Source organism: Paenibacillus paludis, from assembly GCF_042610515.1.
Classification (GTDB): Bacteria; Bacillota; Bacilli; order Paenibacillales; family Paenibacillaceae; genus Paenibacillus_AQ.
Map to the genome: position 1 here is coordinate 162780 of NZ_JBGJZP010000004.1, position 18732 is coordinate 181511.

General features: G+C 51.4%; 16 protein-coding genes. 14 read left to right on the plus strand and 2 right to left on the minus strand.

What is annotated here, in order from left to right; genetic code table 11:
• Window positions 1-14 precede the first annotated feature (14 nt).
• The 3 genes from ACAN56_RS09450 (at window position 15) to sdaAA (ending at window position 2160) form a co-directional block, all read left to right on the plus strand.
• The gene (locus ACAN56_RS09450; protein ID WP_340895187.1) at window positions 15-431 is read left to right on the plus strand and encodes a GNAT family N-acetyltransferase; all 417 of its coding nucleotides are present in this window, start codon (window positions 15-17) and stop codon (window positions 429-431) included.
• A gap of 143 nt (window positions 432-574) precedes the next feature.
• Window positions 575-1285: an L-serine ammonia-lyase, iron-sulfur-dependent subunit beta gene (gene sdaAB, locus ACAN56_RS09455; protein WP_340895185.1), complete on the plus strand. Its 711-nt coding sequence runs from the start codon at window positions 575-577 to the stop codon at window positions 1283-1285.
• Window positions 1282-2160: an L-serine ammonia-lyase, iron-sulfur-dependent, subunit alpha gene (gene sdaAA / locus ACAN56_RS09460; RefSeq protein WP_038585233.1), complete on the plus strand. Its 879-nt coding sequence runs from the start codon at window positions 1282-1284 to the stop codon at window positions 2158-2160. Before sdaAB ends, sdaAA begins: the two co-directional genes overlap by 4 nt.
• Window positions 2161-2186: 26 nt before the next feature.
• Here sdaAA and ACAN56_RS09465 read toward each other — a convergent pair whose 3' ends face one another.
• Entirely contained in the window at window positions 2187-2489 is a 303-nt protein-coding gene (locus tag ACAN56_RS09465) for a hypothetical protein (protein ID WP_038585236.1), read from the minus strand.
• Window positions 2490-2558: 69 nt separating this feature from the next.
• Between ACAN56_RS09465 and ACAN56_RS09470 the strand changes: the two genes are divergently transcribed.
• Window positions 2559-2753, plus strand: coding sequence for a YwbE family protein (locus ACAN56_RS09470; protein WP_038585239.1), 195 nt, complete (start codon window positions 2559-2561; stop codon window positions 2751-2753).
• A gap of 276 nt (window positions 2754-3029) precedes the next feature.
• Here ACAN56_RS09470 and ACAN56_RS09475 read toward each other — a convergent pair whose 3' ends face one another.
• On the minus strand, window positions 3030-3875 hold the full coding sequence (locus ACAN56_RS09475) for an HNH endonuclease (RefSeq protein WP_379142272.1): 846 nt from the start codon (window positions 3873-3875) through the stop codon (window positions 3030-3032).
• Window positions 3876-4094: 219 nt separating this feature from the next.
• Here ACAN56_RS09475 and ACAN56_RS09480 point away from each other — a divergent pair, with 219 nt between their 5' ends.
• The 10 genes from ACAN56_RS09480 to ACAN56_RS09525 all read left to right on the plus strand — a co-directional run bounded on the left by ACAN56_RS09480 (window position 4095) and on the right by ACAN56_RS09525 (window position 18715).
• Complete coding sequence (locus tag ACAN56_RS09480; protein ID WP_038585243.1) at window positions 4095-4577, plus strand: hypothetical protein; 483 nt, start codon at window positions 4095-4097, stop codon at window positions 4575-4577.
• Window positions 4578-4631: 54 nt separating this feature from the next.
• Window positions 4632-5648 (plus strand): LacI family DNA-binding transcriptional regulator, encoded by a 1017-nt coding sequence (locus ACAN56_RS09485; RefSeq protein WP_038585246.1) that lies wholly within the window; start codon window positions 4632-4634, stop codon window positions 5646-5648.
• A 96-nt stretch (window positions 5649-5744) separates the two neighbouring features.
• Window positions 5745-7082: a glycoside hydrolase family 30 protein gene (locus tag ACAN56_RS09490; RefSeq protein WP_379142275.1), complete on the plus strand. Its 1338-nt coding sequence runs from the start codon at window positions 5745-5747 to the stop codon at window positions 7080-7082.
• Between the two features lie 103 nt (window positions 7083-7185).
• Window positions 7186-10413 carry a cellobiose phosphorylase gene (locus ACAN56_RS09495; RefSeq protein WP_379142277.1) on the plus strand — a complete coding sequence of 1076 codons (3228 nt, stop codon included), beginning with the start codon at window positions 7186-7188 and terminating at the stop codon, window positions 10411-10413.
• Window positions 10414-10612: 199 nt separating this feature from the next.
• On the plus strand, window positions 10613-11602 hold the full coding sequence (locus tag ACAN56_RS09500; RefSeq protein WP_038585255.1) for an ABC transporter permease: 990 nt from the start codon (window positions 10613-10615) through the stop codon (window positions 11600-11602).
• An 18-nt stretch (window positions 11603-11620) separates the two neighbouring features.
• Window positions 11621-12511, plus strand: coding sequence for a carbohydrate ABC transporter permease (locus tag ACAN56_RS09505; RefSeq protein WP_038585257.1), 891 nt, complete (start codon window positions 11621-11623; stop codon window positions 12509-12511).
• A gap of 114 nt (window positions 12512-12625) precedes the next feature.
• Window positions 12626-14314: a type 2 periplasmic-binding domain-containing protein gene (locus tag ACAN56_RS09510; protein WP_052091763.1), complete on the plus strand. Its 1689-nt coding sequence runs from the start codon at window positions 12626-12628 to the stop codon at window positions 14312-14314.
• 208 nt (window positions 14315-14522) lie between these two features.
• Complete coding sequence (locus ACAN56_RS09515) at window positions 14523-16307, plus strand: cache domain-containing sensor histidine kinase (protein ID WP_231578366.1); 1785 nt, start codon at window positions 14523-14525, stop codon at window positions 16305-16307.
• Window positions 16304-17890, plus strand: coding sequence for a response regulator (locus tag ACAN56_RS09520; RefSeq protein ID WP_379142281.1), 1587 nt, complete (start codon window positions 16304-16306; stop codon window positions 17888-17890). The genes ACAN56_RS09515 and ACAN56_RS09520 overlap by 4 nt, the downstream gene beginning before the upstream one ends.
• Before the next feature lie 18 nt (window positions 17891-17908).
• Complete coding sequence (locus tag ACAN56_RS09525; RefSeq protein ID WP_038585265.1) at window positions 17909-18715, plus strand: AAC(3) family N-acetyltransferase; 807 nt, start codon at window positions 17909-17911, stop codon at window positions 18713-18715.
• Window positions 18716-18732: the final 17 nt, after the last annotated feature.

Below are 18732 nucleotides of genomic sequence, written 5' to 3' on the forward strand. Positions count from 1 at the left end.
ACGGGGGAGGAATATTGAAGTACAGAGCAATGGTTGCAGATGATTATGAGGAAGCGTATCTTTTATGGGGGAATACTACAGGCATGAACCTCAGCCAGGCTGACTCCCGGGAAGAAATTGTCCGTTATCTGGAGCGGAACCCCGGACTGAGTCTAGTCTGCGAGAATGAAGCGGGCAAAATTGCCGGGACTGCAATGTGCGGACATGACGGGCGCAGAGGGTATATGTATCATGTAGCTGTCAGCGGAGAATGCCGCGGAGCAGGAGTCGGCCGTGAACTGGTCTCCCGTTGTCTAGGCAGATTGCGGGAAGCCGGCATTGTGAAATGCCACTTGATGGTTATTGAGGGGAATGAGCTGGGCCGCAGCTTCTGGTCGGGCATCGGCTGGCAGGAACGCGATGGGATTGTTCTTTTCTCACAGGATACTTAATCAGGCGGAGAGATTTCAGAGCATCGGCCCTGATAATGATCTATCGTAAGGTGACATACCAATGTAATAGTGTAGCTTCTGCATTCGTGCAGTATAATATATGTGAGTATATTGTCGAATTTTGATAGGTGGCGATCTGAACTATGCGCTTTAAAGATGTATTCTCAATTATCGGCCCGGCGATGGTCGGGCCTTCCAGTTCGCATACTGCGGGAGCGGCCCGGATTGGCAGAGCAGCCCGTCAGGTGCTTGGTGAAGTGCCGGGCGAGGCTGAGGTCATTTTCTTCGGTTCCTTTGCCGCAACCTATCAGGGGCATGGCACAGACCGGGCAATTGCCGGTGGCCTGCTGGATTTCGCTACGGATGACCACCGTCTGCCTGATTCTATCGAGCTTGCGCAAGAGGACGGGATGGAGATTTCCTTCCGGCAGGGAACGGGGCTGTTTCCCCACCCCAATACGGTTCGCCTGCGTCTTGTCGGCCGGGAGACCGGAACAGAAATGACGCTTACGGGGATCTCGATTGGCGGCGGCAATATTGAAATTGTAGATATCGACGGCTTCGGGGTTAAGCTTACGGGAATGTATCCGACAGTGCTGATTAACCATATGGACTATTTGGGAGTACTCGCGAGTGTTACCGATGTAATGCGCAAAGGCCAGTTTAATATCGGACATATGTCCCTGGACCGCAAGAACCGCAGCGGTGCGGCTTTGACAGTGCTGGAGCTGGATGAGCCAGCCACAGCAGAGCTGCTCAAAGATCTGGCGGGCCTGCCGGCCGTGAAGTCGGTAAAGGTTGTTGATTTAAACGAACCAACGCAAGTAAAGAAAGGGAAGGATAGCTCATCATGAATTTTCAAACATTAAGCCAGTTGGCGGTACTATGCGAGGAACGGGGTTTGGGTATCGGCCAGCTTATGCTTGAGGAGCAAAGCGCAGAGTCCGGACGTTCCACAGAGCAGGAGTTCGCCACGATGAGCCAGTACTACGGAGTGATGAAAGAGGCGGTGCACCGCGGCATGCACGAAGATACCACCTCGCGCAGCGGTCTGACCGGCCTTGATGCGCAGCGGGTTGCTGCCTACAATGCGGCAGATGAACCGTGTCTTGGCGGATCTGCCGGTACCGCGATGGCCTATGCGCTGGCTGTATCTGAAGTGAATGCGTCCATGGGCCGCATTATTGCCACGCCGACCGCAGGTTCTTGCGGTATCATTCCCGGTGTATTTCTCAGCTGCCAGGAGCGGTTTGGCTGGGACGATGATTATATGGTGTCGGGCTTGTTCGCCGCCGGTGCCATTGGTTACGTGATCGCCAATAACTCCTTTGTATCCGGTGCGGAAGGCGGCTGTCAGGCAGAGGTTGGTTCGGCGATCGGGATGGCTGCGGGAGCGCTGACCGAGCTGCGCGGCGGAACCCCGGCACAGGCAGTACATGCTGTCGGTTTGGCACTCAAAAATACACTCGGCCTAATCTGTGATCCTGTGGGTGGCCTTGTGGAAATTCCCTGCATTGTGCGCAACGGCTTTGGTGCCGTTACGGCACTCGCCGCAGCGGATATGGCGCTGGCCGGCGTGCGCAGCGTAATCCCTTCGGACGAAGTGATCAAGGTAATGCTGGAAGTCGGTTCCGCTATGCCTGAGAAGCACCGTGAAACGGCAGGGGGCGGCTTGGCTCAGACCCCTACCGGGCGCCAGATTATGAAGGATCTGCGGAACAAGAAGTAATCGGGCCACGCAAATACGGTATTATTTCAAATCATGCGGAACCGCTCCAACTGCTCCCATAATCCCTCCTGCCGGAGTATTTCCGGCTGTTTCGGACCCATAAGATCGAAATGGGGGAAGGGTTTGCGGTTGTGGATATACTGCGGCGGAAGACCCTTCTCCTTACACCAGCGTTTTAGACGGGGCAGGTCACTGCAGCCTACTTTAGTCACTGTAGTAATTCCCGGAAAGCGCGGGTCAATCCAATAATGCGTCAGAAAAGCGATCTCTCCTGCCGAGACTGCCTGTTTCCACCGGGTTAATTCTTCTCTGTTAATTCCGAAGGCCATAGCTGTCCTCATCCCTATTCTTTTCAGTAATTGTTGACTCCATTATAACCTATGAAAGGGGAGAACATCATGAGCGGGCAATCCAGAGCAGACATCCGCCCCGGACTTGAGGTGGATATTGTACTCAAGCAAGACCAGCCAACAGGCAAACTTACGCATGGCACGGTCAAAGATATTTTGACCAATTCGCCCCGCCATCCGCACGGCATCAAGGTGCGGCTGACGGACGGACAAGTCGGCCGGGTTAAGAATATTACCAGCTGAATGAACAAGTCGTTGCATCCCTATTTTTAACTTTCAATAGCGCTCCTCTCGCCTGGCTACTACTGCCCAACAGCACAGCAGCCACCGGCGGAAGGAGCGTTTATTGTTGTTTAGGCACTTGGTGTTGATCATTGGAGAGAAGAGCAAGTTCTGCTTGAATTGAACAATACAATAGAACATGTTATAAACTGGTAAAAATTTAGGGGTGTGAGTGGAATGGAGCCGGGTAGAGCAAGCTTGATCAGCAGGTGGATTTCTAAAGCTGCCCCGCTGCTCTTAACGGCCCATAAATTCTTCTACATATTGGTCCGCTTTTGTCTGGTTGCATTGATTGCAGGCACAGACGCAGTTGTCAGGAGTGGTGTGGCCGCCTTTGGCGCGCGGCAGCAAGTGGTCAATAGTGTCTCCGTACAAGCCGCAGAAATGACAAGTATAGTTGTCCCTGTTTAGAATTAACGCCCGAAAATCCTTATTGCTGTACAGGCGGCGAATCGTGCGGCGGTTCACAACTACTGCGGCATGCTCTCTGACAAGGGTCACAGCCAGCTCCAGATCGATTTCCTGGTGCCAGCGGCGGCCCTTGTCGCTATGTCCGCGCATCAGAATCATCCCCTTAAATGAAGGGATCAGGGCAGAGGCGTCCTGCGGATCGGGCTTCGGTCCGAACGGCTGCGGCGATTTCCGCCGCTGCTCGGCTCCGCGCGGACGCGTCTTTCCCTTGACTGCAGAGGTAAGGGTTGCGGCCTTACCCTCCTTGGAGCGCTCCGGCAAGGAGTGCAGATGGGTTTTGGGTACAGGCGGTTTGGAAGCTGCAGGAGCCGGGGCCGATGGGGCCGGTGGCCGGCGGGACGCAGGTACAGGTCCGGGTTCGGAAGTCTGAGCTGAAACAGCGGACACAGACACAGCTCCCATACCGCGGAGCAGTGCAGGAGTGGATCCCGCTTCGCGGGCCTTGCGGCATTCCCGGCAGGCCCCGCGGCGGGACTGGCCCTTGGAGCGTTTTCCGGTCCGCCGGCGGAATTCGGCAAGTGGTTTTAGTTTATGGCAGTAGGCGCATTGTTTGGATAAAGGCTGGTTCGTATCGGTCATAGGCATGTGTGGATGATGCTTTGCCAGCGTCACCCGGTCCCCTCATTTTTTATGGATTAGTAAAGACTTCCTGTTCAACAGATAATAACTTTAGTATAACGTAAAGTGCGTCTGTTCACACCGCAAGCATAAAAATTCGCAGATTCCCTAATTTGTGACATCTGTCTTAGCGGGGTGGAGGGAGAACCTGTAAAATCTACTCAAAGCAAGTTTAGATCGATATTTTGGGACGATGAATGCGGGGGATTAGCAATGACACAAGCCGGGAAAAGACCGGGTGCTGTAATTTTACTGTATATTCTTCAGGCTTTCCTGGGAGTCGGAGCGATAGGGGGAGGACTGGTGCTGCTGGCAGACCCCAGTGGTGAAATGATCGGGATGCCGTCTTCCGTGCTGGAAAGATCGCCCTTTGAGAATTTTGCAATCCCTGGCATTCTGCTGCTGGTGATCTTTGGACTTCTGCCGCTGCTGGTGCTGTATGGTCTAGTCAAGAAGCCGGATTGGAAGTGGGCGGCCCCGTTGAATCCGTTCAGGACACTGCATAGTGCGTGGGCACTTTCGCTCTATATCGGCTTCGGGCAAATTATCTGGATTATGGTGCAGACCTACATGATGAACGCCGTATCCATTGTCCATGTGGTCTATACCAGCTTGGGCCTGCTGATTCAGGCTGTTACACTGCTGCCTGCGGTACAGGAATATTTTATGCTGGACGGACGTGCGGAAAGACGTTAGAATGGCAGTGAACAAATAAAGGGCTTTCATTTGAGCCGGGGGGAGTGCACCGGAATGACAACTATATATGATATTGCCAAAAGAACCGGTTACTCTCCAACTACGGTATCAAAGGCATTTAATAACTACTCCGATGTGCGGGAGAAGACGCGCCAGGAGATTCTGCGGACTGCCCGTGAGATGGGCTATTTGCCCAATGCACATGCACGCACGCTGACTACGAAGAAATCATGGACCCTTGGCGTGCTGTTCGTAGAGGGCACAGGTGTCGGTATCCGTCATCCGTTTTTCGGCGCGGTGATTGAGAGCTTCAAGCAGGTTGCTGTGGCCAAAGGGTATGCCCTGATGTTTATCTCCAAGGATGTCGGCGGCAAGCAAAGCGGGTATTTGGAAAATTGCCGGATTCATGGCGTGGACGGAGTCGTGGTGTTTCTCTCTGATTATGAAGATCCTTATTTTCAGGAGCTGCTGGAGAGCAATATTCCCACGGTTATACTGGATTATGAAACAACGCAGTCACATACGGTCTGCTCGGACAATATTGCCGGTGCGCTGCAGGCGGTGGAATACCTGACTTCTTTGGGACACCGGAGAATCGCTCATATATCCGGGGGAGAGAATACATTCCCGGGCAAACAGCGAGAGAATGGATATAAGGCTGCAATGAAGCAGCACGGGCTTGAGGTGCAGGAGGGGTATGTTTCAGTGGGGGCTTTTTATTCCCTGGAGAGCGGCTATGCCGCGATGCAGAGTCTTCTTGAACTGCCGGAACGCCCGACAGCCGTCTTTGCTTCGGGTGACTTGCTGGCGTTAGGCGCGGTTATGGCAGCCAAAGACAAGGGGCTGGCGGTACCGGCGGATATTTCCGTTATGGGTTACGATGATATTGAGCTTGCCCGGTATGTTACTCCAGCTCTGACGACTATTAGGCAAGATACGGCTAATCTCGGAACCCGGGCGGCTGAGATTCTTCTGGCTTCGATCGACGGCAATCGGCAAGAAATGGAAGCGCTTGTGCTTCCCGTCGAAGTGGTCGTGCGGGATTCCTGCGCACCGCCAGGCAATGAATAAAAGGAAGTTCGCCTCGGTGCGCTTTTTTTTCGAAATAATCGAAACCGGTTTCGATTATCATAGCATTCATAATTTATCCAAAAGGAGACAGACAAAATGACAAAGGCAAGCACAGTAGTAACTGCCAAAGAAACAGGAGAACGTTTAAGTCCGAAGGAGGGAATCCAGTTTAAAGCCCGGATTGCCGGACAGCAGGCCGATGTGCAGCTGCAGCCCGAGGTGGAATTTCAAAAGATGATAGGTTTTGGTGGCGCTTTCACTGAAGCGGCGGCCTATACTTTATCGCGTATGAGTCCGGGCAAACGTGCAGAGGTTATACACCGCTATTTTCACCCTGTTGAGGGATTGAATTACAGTATGGGCCGCGTGCATATTCATAGCTGTGACTTCGCACTCGGCAATTACACTTATGTGCAGGACCATGATACAGAGCTGGCTACCTTTGACATCTCCCATGACCATAAGTGGGTGCTGCCGCTGATCAAGGATGCCATGGAAGTAAAAGGCGGACCTTTCACGATGTTGGCTTCTCCCTGGAGCCCTCCGGCATGGATGAAGACGAACGGGGAGATGAATAACGGCGGTTCGCTGAAACCGGAATACGGGGATGCCTGGGCGCGTTATTATACAAAGTTCATTGAAGCCTACCGCAAAGAGGGCATTCCGGTATGGGCGGTCTCGGTTCAGAATGAGCCGGCAGCTGTTCAGACATGGGATTCTTGTGTCTACAGCGCGGAAGAGGAACGGGATTTTGTTAAAAATCACCTCGGACCGGTCATGCACAAAGCGGGATTGGCGGATGTGAATATCGTGATTTGGGACCACAACCGCGATATTATGGTCGAACGTGTAACACCTATCCTATCCGATCCCGAAGCGGCGCAATATGTATGGGGCAGCGGTCTTCACTGGTACGGCGGTGAGGAATTCGACAAGGTGGCCAAGGTGCATGAGCTTTTCCCGGATAAGCATCTGCTGTTCACGGAAGGCTGCCAGGAGGGCGGCGTACGGCTTGGAGAGTGGTTCACAGGAGAACGCTACGGGCGGAATATGATCGGTGATCTTAACGCCTGGACCGAAGGGTATTTGGACTGGAATCTGGTGCTGGATGAGACTGGAGGACCAAACCATGTAGGCAATTTCTGCGATGCTCCGATCATTGCCGATACGACGACGGACGAGGTGCACTATAACAGCTCTTATTATTACATCGGGCATTTCAGTAAATTTATCGCTCCGGGTGCTGTGCGGATCGGGCTGGAATCCACTGCAGAAGGTGTGCTTTCCACAGCTTTCCGCAATCCGGACGGCAGCATTGCCGTGGTGCTGATGAATGAGAGCGAGGAAGAACGTTCCCTGACCCTGGGTCTGGGTGCAGAGCTGGCCGAATGCCGCCTGGCGCCGCACTCCATCGTCACGCATGTCCTCTCGTAGGTCAGCATAAGCTCACAAAACTTAAGCAAATGCTTCCGAAGCGAGTTTTGTACGAAGCTAATTCAGGAAGCATAAGCTCACAAAACTTTTAGGAGGGCTTGTCATGAGTAAATCTTATTTTGATGCAGGCAAATTTGTGATGGAGCAATTTCACGAGAGTAAGCCGTTTGCCAGCTTTTTGCCCGGGCTCGCCGGGCTCAAGGGAATTCCGATGTGGACCTTCTATGTCAACCGGGGCCAAGGGGTCTGCAGCTTCGGGGTACGGGATAAAAACTCGCCGATCATGGAATTTTCTCCGGCGAATATTTCTTATAAAAATGTAGCGTCTTCCGGCTTCCGCACCTTCATCAAGCTGGGTAATACGCCGGAAATTTATGAGCCGTTCCAGTCGGCACGTCCTGATCCAGCAGCCAAGCGGACCATGACCATCCTGCCGAACGGGCTAACCATTGAGGAAGCTCATGCCGGGCATGGATTAAAGACGACCGTACACTACTTTAACCTGCCAAATGATGACTACGCCGCGCTTATCCGGCGGGTGGAAATCGAAAATACGGGCACTGAGAAGCTGGAGTTTGAGCTGCTGGACGGGTTGCCGGAGATTCTGCCTTACGGTGTGGAGAACAGCGGCTACAAGGAAATGGGCAACCTGCTGCGCAGTTGGATGGATGTATACAACCTGGAGAATGGCATTCCATTCTACAAGCTGCGCTCCAGCACGAATGATGATGCGGAAATCAGTGAAATCAATAACGGCCATTTCTACCTTTCCTTCACAGCGGAGGGGGAAATGCTGGCGCCAATTGTAGATTTCGAGCTTGTGTTTGGCGGAAACACCTCGCTTGCCTACCCGGACGGCTTTGCCGGACAGCCACTTGCAGTGCTGCTGGAACAGCCGCAATATCCGGTGAACAAGGTGCCTTGCGGCTTCAGCGGTACAGCACGTACGCTTGCTCCCGGCGGCAAGCTGACGCTGAATACGATCATCGGGCATGTCAACGAGATCGGGAAGATCAATCAGAAATCGGCAGAGATCTGCCGCGAGGAGTATATTACAGCCAAGGCGCAGGAGGCAGCCAGCCTGACCGAGGGGCTGACGGCGGATATCGCCACCCATACCTCCTCAGCAGTGTTCGATGCCTACTGCCGTCAGTCCTATCTCGACAACTTTCTGCGCGGCGGCTATCCGTTTATCTTTGACAACGGGGGAGACGGCTTTGTCGTACATCTATACTCGCGTAAGCACGGTGATATGGAGCGGGATTATAATTTCTTCTCTCTGGCACCGGAATATTATTCCCAGGGCAACGGGAATTTCCGCGATATGAACCAGAACCGGCGCAACGATGTATTTTTCCATCCGCAGGTCGGCAGCTTCAACATCAAAATGTTCTACAGCCTGATTCAGGCGGACGGCTATAATCCGCTCAGTGTGCAGGGAACCAGCTTTGAAGTGCTGCCGGAGAATGCGGAGAAGCTGAACGGTTGGATTGCCGATGCTGCAGCCGATCACCGGGAGGAACTCGTGAAGCTATGCGCAGGCCGCTTCACACCGGGCCGCCTGATCAATTACATCGCCGACCACAACGTTACGCTGAAGGTAGACGAACAGCAATTGCTCAGCGGTGTGCTTGCCCTGTCGCAGCAGAATATAGAGGCTGCCTTTGGCGAAGGCTTCTGGTCCGACCACTGGACGTACAATCTTGATCTGGTCGAAGGTTATCTGGATGTATTCCCGGATCAACAGCAGGAGCTTCTGTTCGGGGATGAATCCTACACGTTCTATGACAGTCCGGCCTATGTGCTTCCGCGCAGCGAGAAATATGTGCTTAGCGGCGGGAAGGTCCGGCAGTACGGTTCGCTGCTGGAGGACGAGGAGAAGCTGCACAGACTACAGCGCAAAGCCGGAGATACCCAGTGGCTGCGCACGGAAGGCGGGTTCGGGGAGATTTACCGCACGAACCTGTTCGTGAAGATGATCTCGCTTGCCTTGAACAAATTTGCGACTCTTGATCCGTACGGCATGGGCGTGGAAATGGAGGGCAACAAACCAGGCTGGAATGATGCCATGAACGGGCTGCCCGGATTATTTGGTTCAGGGATGAGTGAGACGTTCGAGCTGAAACGGATGATCCTCTTCTTACTGGAAGCGCTGGAGAACGGGGGGGACGGCACCGAAGCTGTAGCGCTTCCGGTGGAGATGGCGCTGCTGCTGGAGCGGGTGCATCAAGCCGTGACGGTTATGCTTGCCGGCGGGACCAGCCAATTTGGCTACTGGGATACTGTGGCTTCGGCACGTGAAGCTTACCGGGAGAGCATCCGGTTCGGAATTGCCGGTGAATTGGCAGAGGTCACACTTGCCGTCATCCGTGAGGCGCTTGGCAAATTCCTGCTCAAAATTAACGAAGGCATTGATAGAGCCGTAGAAATGGGCGGCGGGCTTGCACCAACTTATTTCCGGTTCGAGGCCGTGCGCTTTCAGCCGGTGACGGATGAGGCGGGTAAACCGGTAATCAGCGGCTACGGCTTGCCGAAGGCTGTGGTGGAAGAGTTCGAAGCCTATGCCCTGCCGTATTTCCTGGAGGGGCCAACCCGCTGGCTCAAAACGCTGGAAAGCCCGGAGCAGGCCAAGGACATCTATACCAGAGTCAAAAATACCGGTCTATACGATCCAGTCACTTCGATGTACCGGACGTCGGTCTCGCTGGAGCAGGAGTCGAACGATATCGGGCGGATACGGGCGTTTACTCCGGGCTGGCAGGAGCGGGAGTCCAATTTCCTGCATATGTCCTATAAATATTTGCTGGAGCTGCTGAAATCAGGGCTGTACGAGGAGTTCTTCAGTGAAATGAAGACTTCGCTGATTCCGTTCCTCGATCCGGCTGTATACGGGCGCAGCACCCTGGAGAATTCCTCGTTCATAGCTACGGGCGGAAATCCGGACCCGGGCACTCATGGCCGGGGATTTGTAGCCAGACTCAGCGGTTCCACCGCAGAGTTCCTGAGCATGTGGAGAACGATGATGGCCGGAAGCCGTGTGTTCACAGTAGAGGATGGTGAGTTGACGCTGGCGCTTGCACCGGCACTGCCGGGCTGGCTGTTCGATGAGCAGGCCAATCTGTCGTTCACCTTCCTGGGGGGCACGGAGATCACCTATCACAACCCCAAACGGGCCAATACCTTTGGAGCAGAGCGGGCGGTGATCCAGAACCTTACACTGGTCTACCGTGACGGGACCGTTACCGCTATTTCGGGAGCGCTGCTGCGCGGTGCGGAAGCTGAAGATCTGCGCCGGGGAGAGATTGTGGCGATCCGTGCAATTATGGGTTAAAGAGACTGTACAAATGAGGAAGGCTGAAAAAGCCTTTCTCTTTTTTTTGTGAAATATCTTAAATTTCGTCCTTATCCGAAAAATGAGCCCCTAAATATGAAAATTGCGGCCTTTCGGGGAACGCGGAATACAATTACAATAAATACATAGAGCTGTAAGCGCTTTAAATATAGATAGATTGGTTTTGGAGGTCCATATCATGGAGAACAAAAGAGGCGACGGAATAAATCCGGCGAAACGGCCGCTGATTCCTGCGGCAATCGAAACCGGTTTTGGTAACAAACGGCCATTCTGGAGGAGATTTCTGGCCCAGCGCCATCTGCAGACAATGGCATTGCTCGGCGTGGTCTGGATGATCATTTTCAACTATATTCCAATGTACAGCATCATCATCGCTTTTAAGGAGTACAACATCGTCAAGTCGATTTCCGAGGCCCCCTGGGTAGGTCTTACCCACTTTAGGGAGTTTCTAGCGGATGATAATTTTGGGAATGTCATGAAAAACACTCTGGGGATCAGTTTAATCAAGTTGTTTGTCGGTTTTCCTTTGCCGATCATATTCGCACTTTTTCTGAATGAAGTCCGTTCGATCCGGTATAAGAAAACCATTCAGACGATTTCCTACCTGCCGCATTTTCTTTCCTGGGTAGTGCTCGGCGGGATTCTCGCCACATGGCTGGCGGATGTCGGGATCATCAACCATATCTTGATGGGGCTTCACTTAATCGACCAGCCCATTACTTTCTTGGCTGAGCCCAAGTATTTCTGGACCATCATCATCACCTCTGATATTTGGAAAGAGCTTGGCTGGTCAGCTATCATCTATCTGGCAGCGATCGCCGGTGTATCTCCCGAGATGTATGAAGCAGCAACGATTGACGGAGCCGGAAGGTTCCAGAAGATGTGGTATGTTACTTTGCCATCGATCAAATCGACGATCAGCATCCTGTTTATTCTTGCGGTCGGCGGTGTGATGAACTCCAACTTTGACCAGATTCTGGTCCTGCGCAATTCGCTTAATGACAGCAGAAGTAATGTAATTGATTATTATGTTTACCAGACCGGCCTACTTTCGGCGCGTTTCTCTTATTCTGCTGCTATCGGGCTGTTCAAATCAGTTATCGCTCTCATTTTGCTGCTGATTGCCAATCGAGTAACCAAAAAAATCAACGACACATCGTTGTTTTAGGCCAAGGAGGACCTGCACATGTTTGCACTGAATCGCAAAACAAAGGGCGAAGTCATCTTCGATCTAGCCAACAATGTCTTCATGTTATGTATATGTTTCATTACCCTATATCCTATCTGGTACGTGCTGATCAACGCCTTTAACGATGGCAAAGATGCCATGTTGGGCAATATTTACTGGTGGCCGCGCATGTTCACCTTTAAGAACTTCGAGGCGGTATTCGCAAGCCCTGGCATCATGCGGGCCATGTGGATTACCGTGGCTAAGACCGCAATCGGTGTAGTCGCCCATGTATTCTTTACAGCCATGGTAGCTTATGCGCTTTCCCGCAAGGATCTGATCGGAGGCAAAATTTATATTCTGATGGGTACAGTAACTCTCTTCTTTGCGGGGGGGCTCATTCCAAGCTATCTGCTCATGCGGGATCTGCATCTACTAGAGAACTTCTGGGTTTATATTGTTCCAGTGTTGTTCAGCTTCTACGATCTAATCATCCTGATGACCTTCTTCAGGGAAATTCCAGACGGATTGGAAGAGGCGGCCCGGATTGACGGGGCCAATGACTGGTCGATTTTCCTGCGGATTATACTGCCGGTATCCATGCCCGTCCTTGCTACGATTGCATTATTCCATGGTGTGTATCAATGGAATGACTATTTTACAGGGATGATCTATATCAACAATGAGAGTATGCAGCCCATTCAGACCTATTTGTACCGTGTTGTGGCCCAGTCCAGTTCAAACCAGATGATGGTTGCCGTTCAGGGCAGCGCCCTTACCAAAACGGTAACGTCACAGTCGATTAAATTAGCGACTATGGTGGTCACTACACTTCCAATTGTATTCGTATACCCGTTCCTGCAGCGTTATTTTGTCAAGGGAATGATGATTGGCTCGATCAAGGGCTAAAAGTGACCTGTAAAACAAAGCTTCGGCACACCAAGGTAACTCCTCCAGTCGTTTCGCAACGGTTCTGGGGTTATAGCTAATAATTACACATTCTCAGAAAAGGGGTAAAAAAGCATGGGAATAAAACGTAAGCCAAAGAAAATGGTGCTTCTGCTGTTGACATTAATCATGTCACTTTCAACAGCAGCCTGTTCCAGCGGCAATGGTGAGAAGAATAACGAGGGTAAGGCTAATAACGGGAAAGCGGCCAATGCGTCAGCAACAGCAGAGGCGACTAAAGCGCCCGCATCTGCGGATGAACCCGGATGGAAGTCCGATACTTCTCCGATTACCTTTGACTGGTATCTAAATTTCGCCTGGTTCCCTAATAAATGGGGTGTAGACCCAACCTCCCAATATATTACCAAAAAAACCGGTGTAGATATTAACTTCATCGTTCCTGCAGGTAATGAAAATGAAAAACTGAATACCCTTATGGCTTCCGGTAAGCTGCCCGACTTCATCACGCTGGGCTGGTACGAAGATGCTGTTAAGAAAATGATCGAAGGCGAGCTTGTGCTTCCGCTTAATAAGCTGGCTGATGAATATGACCCTTATTTCTACAAAGTATCCGATCCAGACAAATTAGGATGGTATACTCAAGCGGATGGTAATGTTTACGGCTATCCTAATGCTTCCTCTTCTCCAGCCGACTACGAGAAATATGGCGATAAATATGTATCCAACCAAACCTTCGTTGTCCGCAAGGATATGTATGAGGCTATCGGCAGCCCAGACATGCGCACACCGGAAGGATTCCTGAACGCGCTGAAGGCTGCAAAAGAGAAATTCCCTGATATCGATGGACAGCCGATGATTCCGCTGGGTCTGCATGAGTTTACCGCAACCGGTAACGATTCGTTGGAGCAATACATTCAGAACTTCCTGGCGATTCCAAGAGAAAAAGACGGCAAGCTCTACAACCGCGAGACAGATCCTGAATATATCAGATGGATGAAGACACTTCGCCAAGCTAATCAGGACGGACTGCTGGCCAAGGATATCTATATCGACAAACGTCCGCAAATGGAAGAAAAAATTGCTCAAGGACGTTACTTCGCAATGCTGTATCAACGTACCGACTTTGGAACACAGCTTGGTACACTGTATCAGCAAGATCCGAATAAAATCTATATCGCTGTAGACGGACCGGCTAACACGAACCTGGATGCGCCTACGCTGAACGGACCTGCCATTTCCGGCTGGACAGTAACCCTTATCTCCAAAGATGTGAAGGATAAAGCCCGTGCCATCAAGTTCCTCAGCTACCTGAACAGTGAGGAAGGCAATAAAGACCTTTATTTAGGGGAAAAAGGTGTGAGCTACGATACCATCGATGGCAAAGATCAATTCAAACCCGAAGTATTTGAACTGATGAATAAAGACCGTTCGGCATTCGACAAGAAATACGGCTCCTCCTTTACCTTCTGGATGCTGATGAATACCAATATTACAGATCAATGGACACCCAAATCGGTAGAGCCTTTCAAACAGCTTGAAGACTGGACCCGGGGAAAAACACACAGTATCTCCGAGTTTGACCAGATTGATCCATTGGCCAACTCTCCAGAAGGGATTATATTAGCCAAAGTTAAAGAGCTGCGCAGCAAAACACTGCCGAAGCTGCTGATGGCTTCTTCGGACGGGGAATTTGACAAAATTTGGACAGAGTACATCGACAAACAAAAGGATCTGGGCCTTGAAAAGGTGCAGGCTTTCCAACAAACGAAATATGAAGAGAACAAGAAGAAACTCGGCATGTAAAATAGTAAGGTTCAAAACGCCCGCTGACCGCGGGCTTTTGGGCGTTTAAAATAAGTAGTCGTACTAACGGTGAGGTGAACGTTACAGCGTGAAACTGGGCAAGCGTACTCGGGATATATGGGAATCATTTTTTTATTGGTGGGGGAGGCGTTCACTGCAAAGCCGCTTAATCGCCGCATATATTTTTATTATTTTGGGCCCCTGTTTAATGGTGTCCTTTTATTCGTATAAGGCTATCAACAATACTTACTTCAAGGATGCTATCGACAAGAACAGCTATCTGCTGCAGATGGAGAAGCTGCATATCAATAATCAGGTCGAAGCGATGGAACGTGCGGTTCAAATGGCCTATGAGGATAAGGAGGTACAGGATTATCTGGCAAATACGGAAGAACCGGATCTGGTAGAGTTAGTGGATTTTAATACCAATGTCTTTACGAATATGACACGCATCCAATATAACAATCCGAACATCGAACACTTGCGCTTGTATTCGAATAGTAATGTTCATGAGATTTCGCCCATTATCTTCCGTGAAAGTCGTGTAGCCTCTGAGCCTTGGTACCAGAAAGCAGAAAAGCTGAAGGGGAAATTTTCGTGGTCTTTTCTAAATAGTGACCGGGATCTGCTGGAGCGTTTTTACGGACAAAAACCAAAGCTTGTGCCAAAAGTATCGCTGCTGCGTGAAATGAGTATTCCAGCGGATAACCATATCGGAATGGTTCAAGTCGACATGCTGCTGGAGCGGTTTACGCCTAAGACTTATACAACTGTACAGGATAGCCAATCTCAAATGTTTCTGGTTGATGGGGAGATGCAGCTGTTTACGCGGCCAGACCACTCTTTTCTGCAAGAGAACAGGAAGATGGCTGCAGCAATTACGGATCGTCTGCAATCGTATAATAAGACAGGGAATTGGGATATTCACTATACGGAGAACGGAAAGTCTTTTCTGTTGATTAATACTCCGCTGGAACGGATTGATGCGCACCTGCTTAATGTAGTCTCCATGGAAGGCGTCATGAAGGAGATTTCACATACACGGAATTTAATTATCGGCGTTAACATCGGTTTTATTATATTAGTGACCGTTATTGCTTACGTGCTTAATGCATTTATTCTTAAGAACTTGCGCCGCTTGACCGAAACGATGAAAAAAGTGCGTAGAGGTGAGGCGTACACGGGGATTACGATCCGGGGGGGCGGGGAAGTGGGCGAACTCGCGCATCATTTCTCAAAGCTGATGAACACGATTAATACATTAGTTGCTCAGGCCGTACAAAAGCAAGCTCTATCCAAGGAGGCAGAGCTTCGTACATTACACAACCAGATCGATGCCCATTTTCTGTATAATACACTCGAAAATATTAAAATGCTGGCTGAAATGGAGAATCAGCGTACGATCTCCGATGCACTGACCTCGCTCGGCGGCATGATGCGTTATAATTTCAAATGGTCTGGCGAGTATGTAAAGCTGCGTGATGAAGTCCGCCATATCGAAAATTACATTGAAGTGATGAATATCCGCTTCGAGTATCCTATTGTTTTGAAGCTTCGCATTGAAGCTCGCTATTTAGAGCTGGAGGTACTGAAGATGTCATTACAGCCTATAGTTGAGAACAGTGTTAAGCATGCCTGGACCGGAGATAAAGAGGAAATGAAGGAGAGAATCATCTGTATTGATATCTCGGAATCCGAAGGCGATATCTTTATAGCTGTCCATGATAATGGGATCGGGCTTACGGCGGAGCGGTTGGCCACTTTGAACGAGAGCGTGTACGCTGTCAAAGAAGAGCAGCCGGCCGCAAGCTTTAGCGGTACGGGAGCTAATAATCCTAGAGCAAGCGGAATCGGGCTAAGGAATGTGCACCAGCGGCTGCAGCTATTTTATGGCGGCGCTTACGGGCTGGAAGTGCAGAGTGAGCCAGGGAAATGGACTACGGTCTTCATGACGCTGCCTAAAGTTCTTTTGACGGGGGATAAACAACCATGATGAAACTGCTGATTGTAGATGATGAAAAAATGATCCGCCAGGGCCTGCAAGCGATGATCGAAAGGGAATATCCGTCGCAGTATAGTATTGCGCTGGCAGGTAATGGTGCGGAGGCGCTGGAGCTGTTCAGGCAGGAACACAGAGACATTATTATTACGGATATCCGCATGCCGGTCATGGATGGCATTGCACTGCTGGAGCACTTGTCTGCGGAGGCAGCGCCGGGTGAAGACCCGGCTGTTGTCATCCTGAGCGGCTATGATGATTTTGAATATGCCAAAAGTGCCATCCGCTTCCGTGCCAAGGATTACTTGCTAAAGCCTATCCGCCGGGATGAGCTGTTCAGTATTCTGGAGCAAATCGTTCAGGAGAAGAAGGAGCGTGAGTCCGGCGTCCACAGACTGGAGCTAGAAACGGAGGGTTTCCGCAGGGAGCTGCGTTCTGCCCGTTTGAAGGGATTGCTGATGCCGCAGAAGGTGCAGCCATCGCCCGAACAGCAAGAGGAACTGGGCCGGTTGGAGCTGCCTTTTACAGTTGGTGTACTGAATTATTATTACAGTGACGGCGCGCGAATGAAGCCGGAGGAAGTGCAGGGGATGGCCGAACGGCTGGTCGGTCCGCTGGAACAGAAATTTATCGAGATTCTGACGGATTGGGAGGGGAAGCTGGTGCTGGTCGGCAGCGGCAGGGAAGGTTTTCTGGAGCTGTCCCGGCAAGCCGGGGCCAGGGAGTTGAAGGGGCTGCTCATCGGTATAGGCAGCAGAGGCTGCAGTCCGGAGGAATTCCAGACCTGCTACAAAGAAGCCTGCCGTGCGCTGCAATATACCTTCCTGTCTCCGCAGGCAAGCTTTATGGATTATACCGATATCCAGGCCGACCGGCTTAGCTTTCCGTCACCGGACGAAGAACTGCGCAAGCTGCTCAACATGCTGGGCACAGACCGTGAGAAGGAGATCAGGAATCTCCTGGGCGTTATTTTTCAGATCGAGCATTTGCCGCAATTGGATTTGGCTTACCTGGAGAGTGTGGGCCGGAGTATGAATGAACGTGTGCTGGATGAGGTGTTCCGGGTACACGGAGAGGCCTCCGTAGAGGTACTGAAGCTGTATCGTACGGTCGGTGATTTGTACAATTACCGCCATTTCCATGACTATTACCGTGCACTGGAGCATTTGCTCATCAGTATAAACGATTATATTATAGGCATTAGGACTGCTCATAGTGAGCATGCCGATATGGAAGAGGCACTGGCTTACATCGAGGAGCATTATTCCCGCCCGCTGAATATGGCGATGGTCAGCAATTACGTTTCGCTTAGCTACTCCTATTTCAGTGAAGCCTTTAAGGCTTATACTGGCGAGAGCTTTGTCGTATACTTGAAAAAGGTCCGCATCCGCCATGCAAAGAAACTATTGTCCGAAAACTGCATCAAGCTGGCGGAGGTGTCTGAGGCTGTCGGGTTCGAGAACAGCAAGCAGTTTGCCCGCGTATTTAAGGAACTGGAGGGCATCTCCCCGGGGGAATTCCGGATGAAGCAGCTGGAGAGGACGCCTTCCCGCGCGGATAACAAGGAATTCTATTAGCTGTTTGGAGGGTTTAAAGTGGAAGAAATACAAGGGGATTTGATTACGGTTGAGACGCTTGCGGCAGATCTCCGGAAGCTGGGAGTAACCGAAGGTATGACTTTGCTGCTGCATTCGTCCTTTAAATCGCTGGGCCAGTGGGTAGCCGGCGGACCGGTGGCGGTTATTCTCGCCCTGGAGCAGGTGCTGGGAGAGGAAGGGACGCTCGTGATGCCTACCCACTCCTCCGATCTCACCGATCCGGCCGGCTGGAGCAATCCGCCGGTGCCCAAGGAATGGTGGCAGAGTATCCGGGAGCAGATGCCGGCCTATGATCCGGACATGACGCTGCTGAGGGGAATGGGGATCATACCCGACTGCTTCCGCAAGCAGAAGGGGGTTAGGCGCAGCAGCCATCCAATCCATTCCTTCGCCGCATGGGGGAAACACCGGGATGTGATTATTGACAGCCATGCGCTGGATTTTGCCTTGGGGGAGCATTCTCCCCTCGCCCGGATCTATGATCTGAATGGAAGCGTGCTGCTGCTCGGAGTGGATCATGTCAACAATACCTCACTTCATCTGGCCGAGCACCGGGCCAGTTATGCCGGGAAGCAGGAGGTCACCGCCGGAGCGCCAATGCTGGTGAACGGAACCAGACAATGGGTGGAATTCAGAGATTTCAACTGGGATTCGGATGACTTCGCAGCGCTTGGCGAGGAATTTGGCCAAGATACGGGGCGGATTACATATGGTATGGTTGCCGCCTCTGCAGCTCAGCTGATTCCGCAGCAGGAGATTGTTGATTATGCGGTGAAGTGGCTGGAGAAGAAGCGGAATCTTTGAATCCGCCGGAATGAATG

Bases quoted from the DNA above. Each gene is read 5' to 3' on its own strand.
- sdaAB (WP_340895185.1), top strand. From the start codon at position 575: ATGCGCTTTAAAGATGTATTCTCAATTATCGGCCCGGCGATGGTCGGG.
- sdaAA (WP_038585233.1), top strand. From the start codon at position 1,282: ATGAATTTTCAAACATTAAGCCAGTTGGCGGTACTATGCGAGGAACGG.
- ACAN56_RS09465 (WP_038585236.1), bottom strand. From the start codon at position 2,489: ATGGCCTTCGGAATTAACAGAGAAGAATTAACCCGGTGGAAACAGGCA.
- ACAN56_RS09470 (WP_038585239.1), top strand. From the start codon at position 2,559: ATGAGCGGGCAATCCAGAGCAGACATCCGCCCCGGACTTGAGGTGGAT.
- ACAN56_RS09480 (WP_038585243.1), top strand. From the start codon at position 4,095: ATGACACAAGCCGGGAAAAGACCGGGTGCTGTAATTTTACTGTATATT.
- ACAN56_RS09485 (WP_038585246.1), top strand. From the start codon at position 4,632: ATGACAACTATATATGATATTGCCAAAAGAACCGGTTACTCTCCAACT.
- ACAN56_RS09490 (WP_379142275.1), top strand. From the start codon at position 5,745: ATGACAAAGGCAAGCACAGTAGTAACTGCCAAAGAAACAGGAGAACGT.
- ACAN56_RS09495 (WP_379142277.1), top strand. From the start codon at position 7,186: ATGAGTAAATCTTATTTTGATGCAGGCAAATTTGTGATGGAGCAATTT.
- ACAN56_RS09500 (WP_038585255.1), top strand. From the start codon at position 10,613: ATGGAGAACAAAAGAGGCGACGGAATAAATCCGGCGAAACGGCCGCTG.
- ACAN56_RS09505 (WP_038585257.1), top strand. From the start codon at position 11,621: ATGTTTGCACTGAATCGCAAAACAAAGGGCGAAGTCATCTTCGATCTA.
- ACAN56_RS09510 (WP_052091763.1), top strand. From the start codon at position 12,626: ATGGGAATAAAACGTAAGCCAAAGAAAATGGTGCTTCTGCTGTTGACA.
- ACAN56_RS09515 (WP_231578366.1), top strand. From the start codon at position 14,523: ATGGTGTCCTTTTATTCGTATAAGGCTATCAACAATACTTACTTCAAG.
- ACAN56_RS09520 (WP_379142281.1), top strand. From the start codon at position 16,304: ATGATGAAACTGCTGATTGTAGATGATGAAAAAATGATCCGCCAGGGC.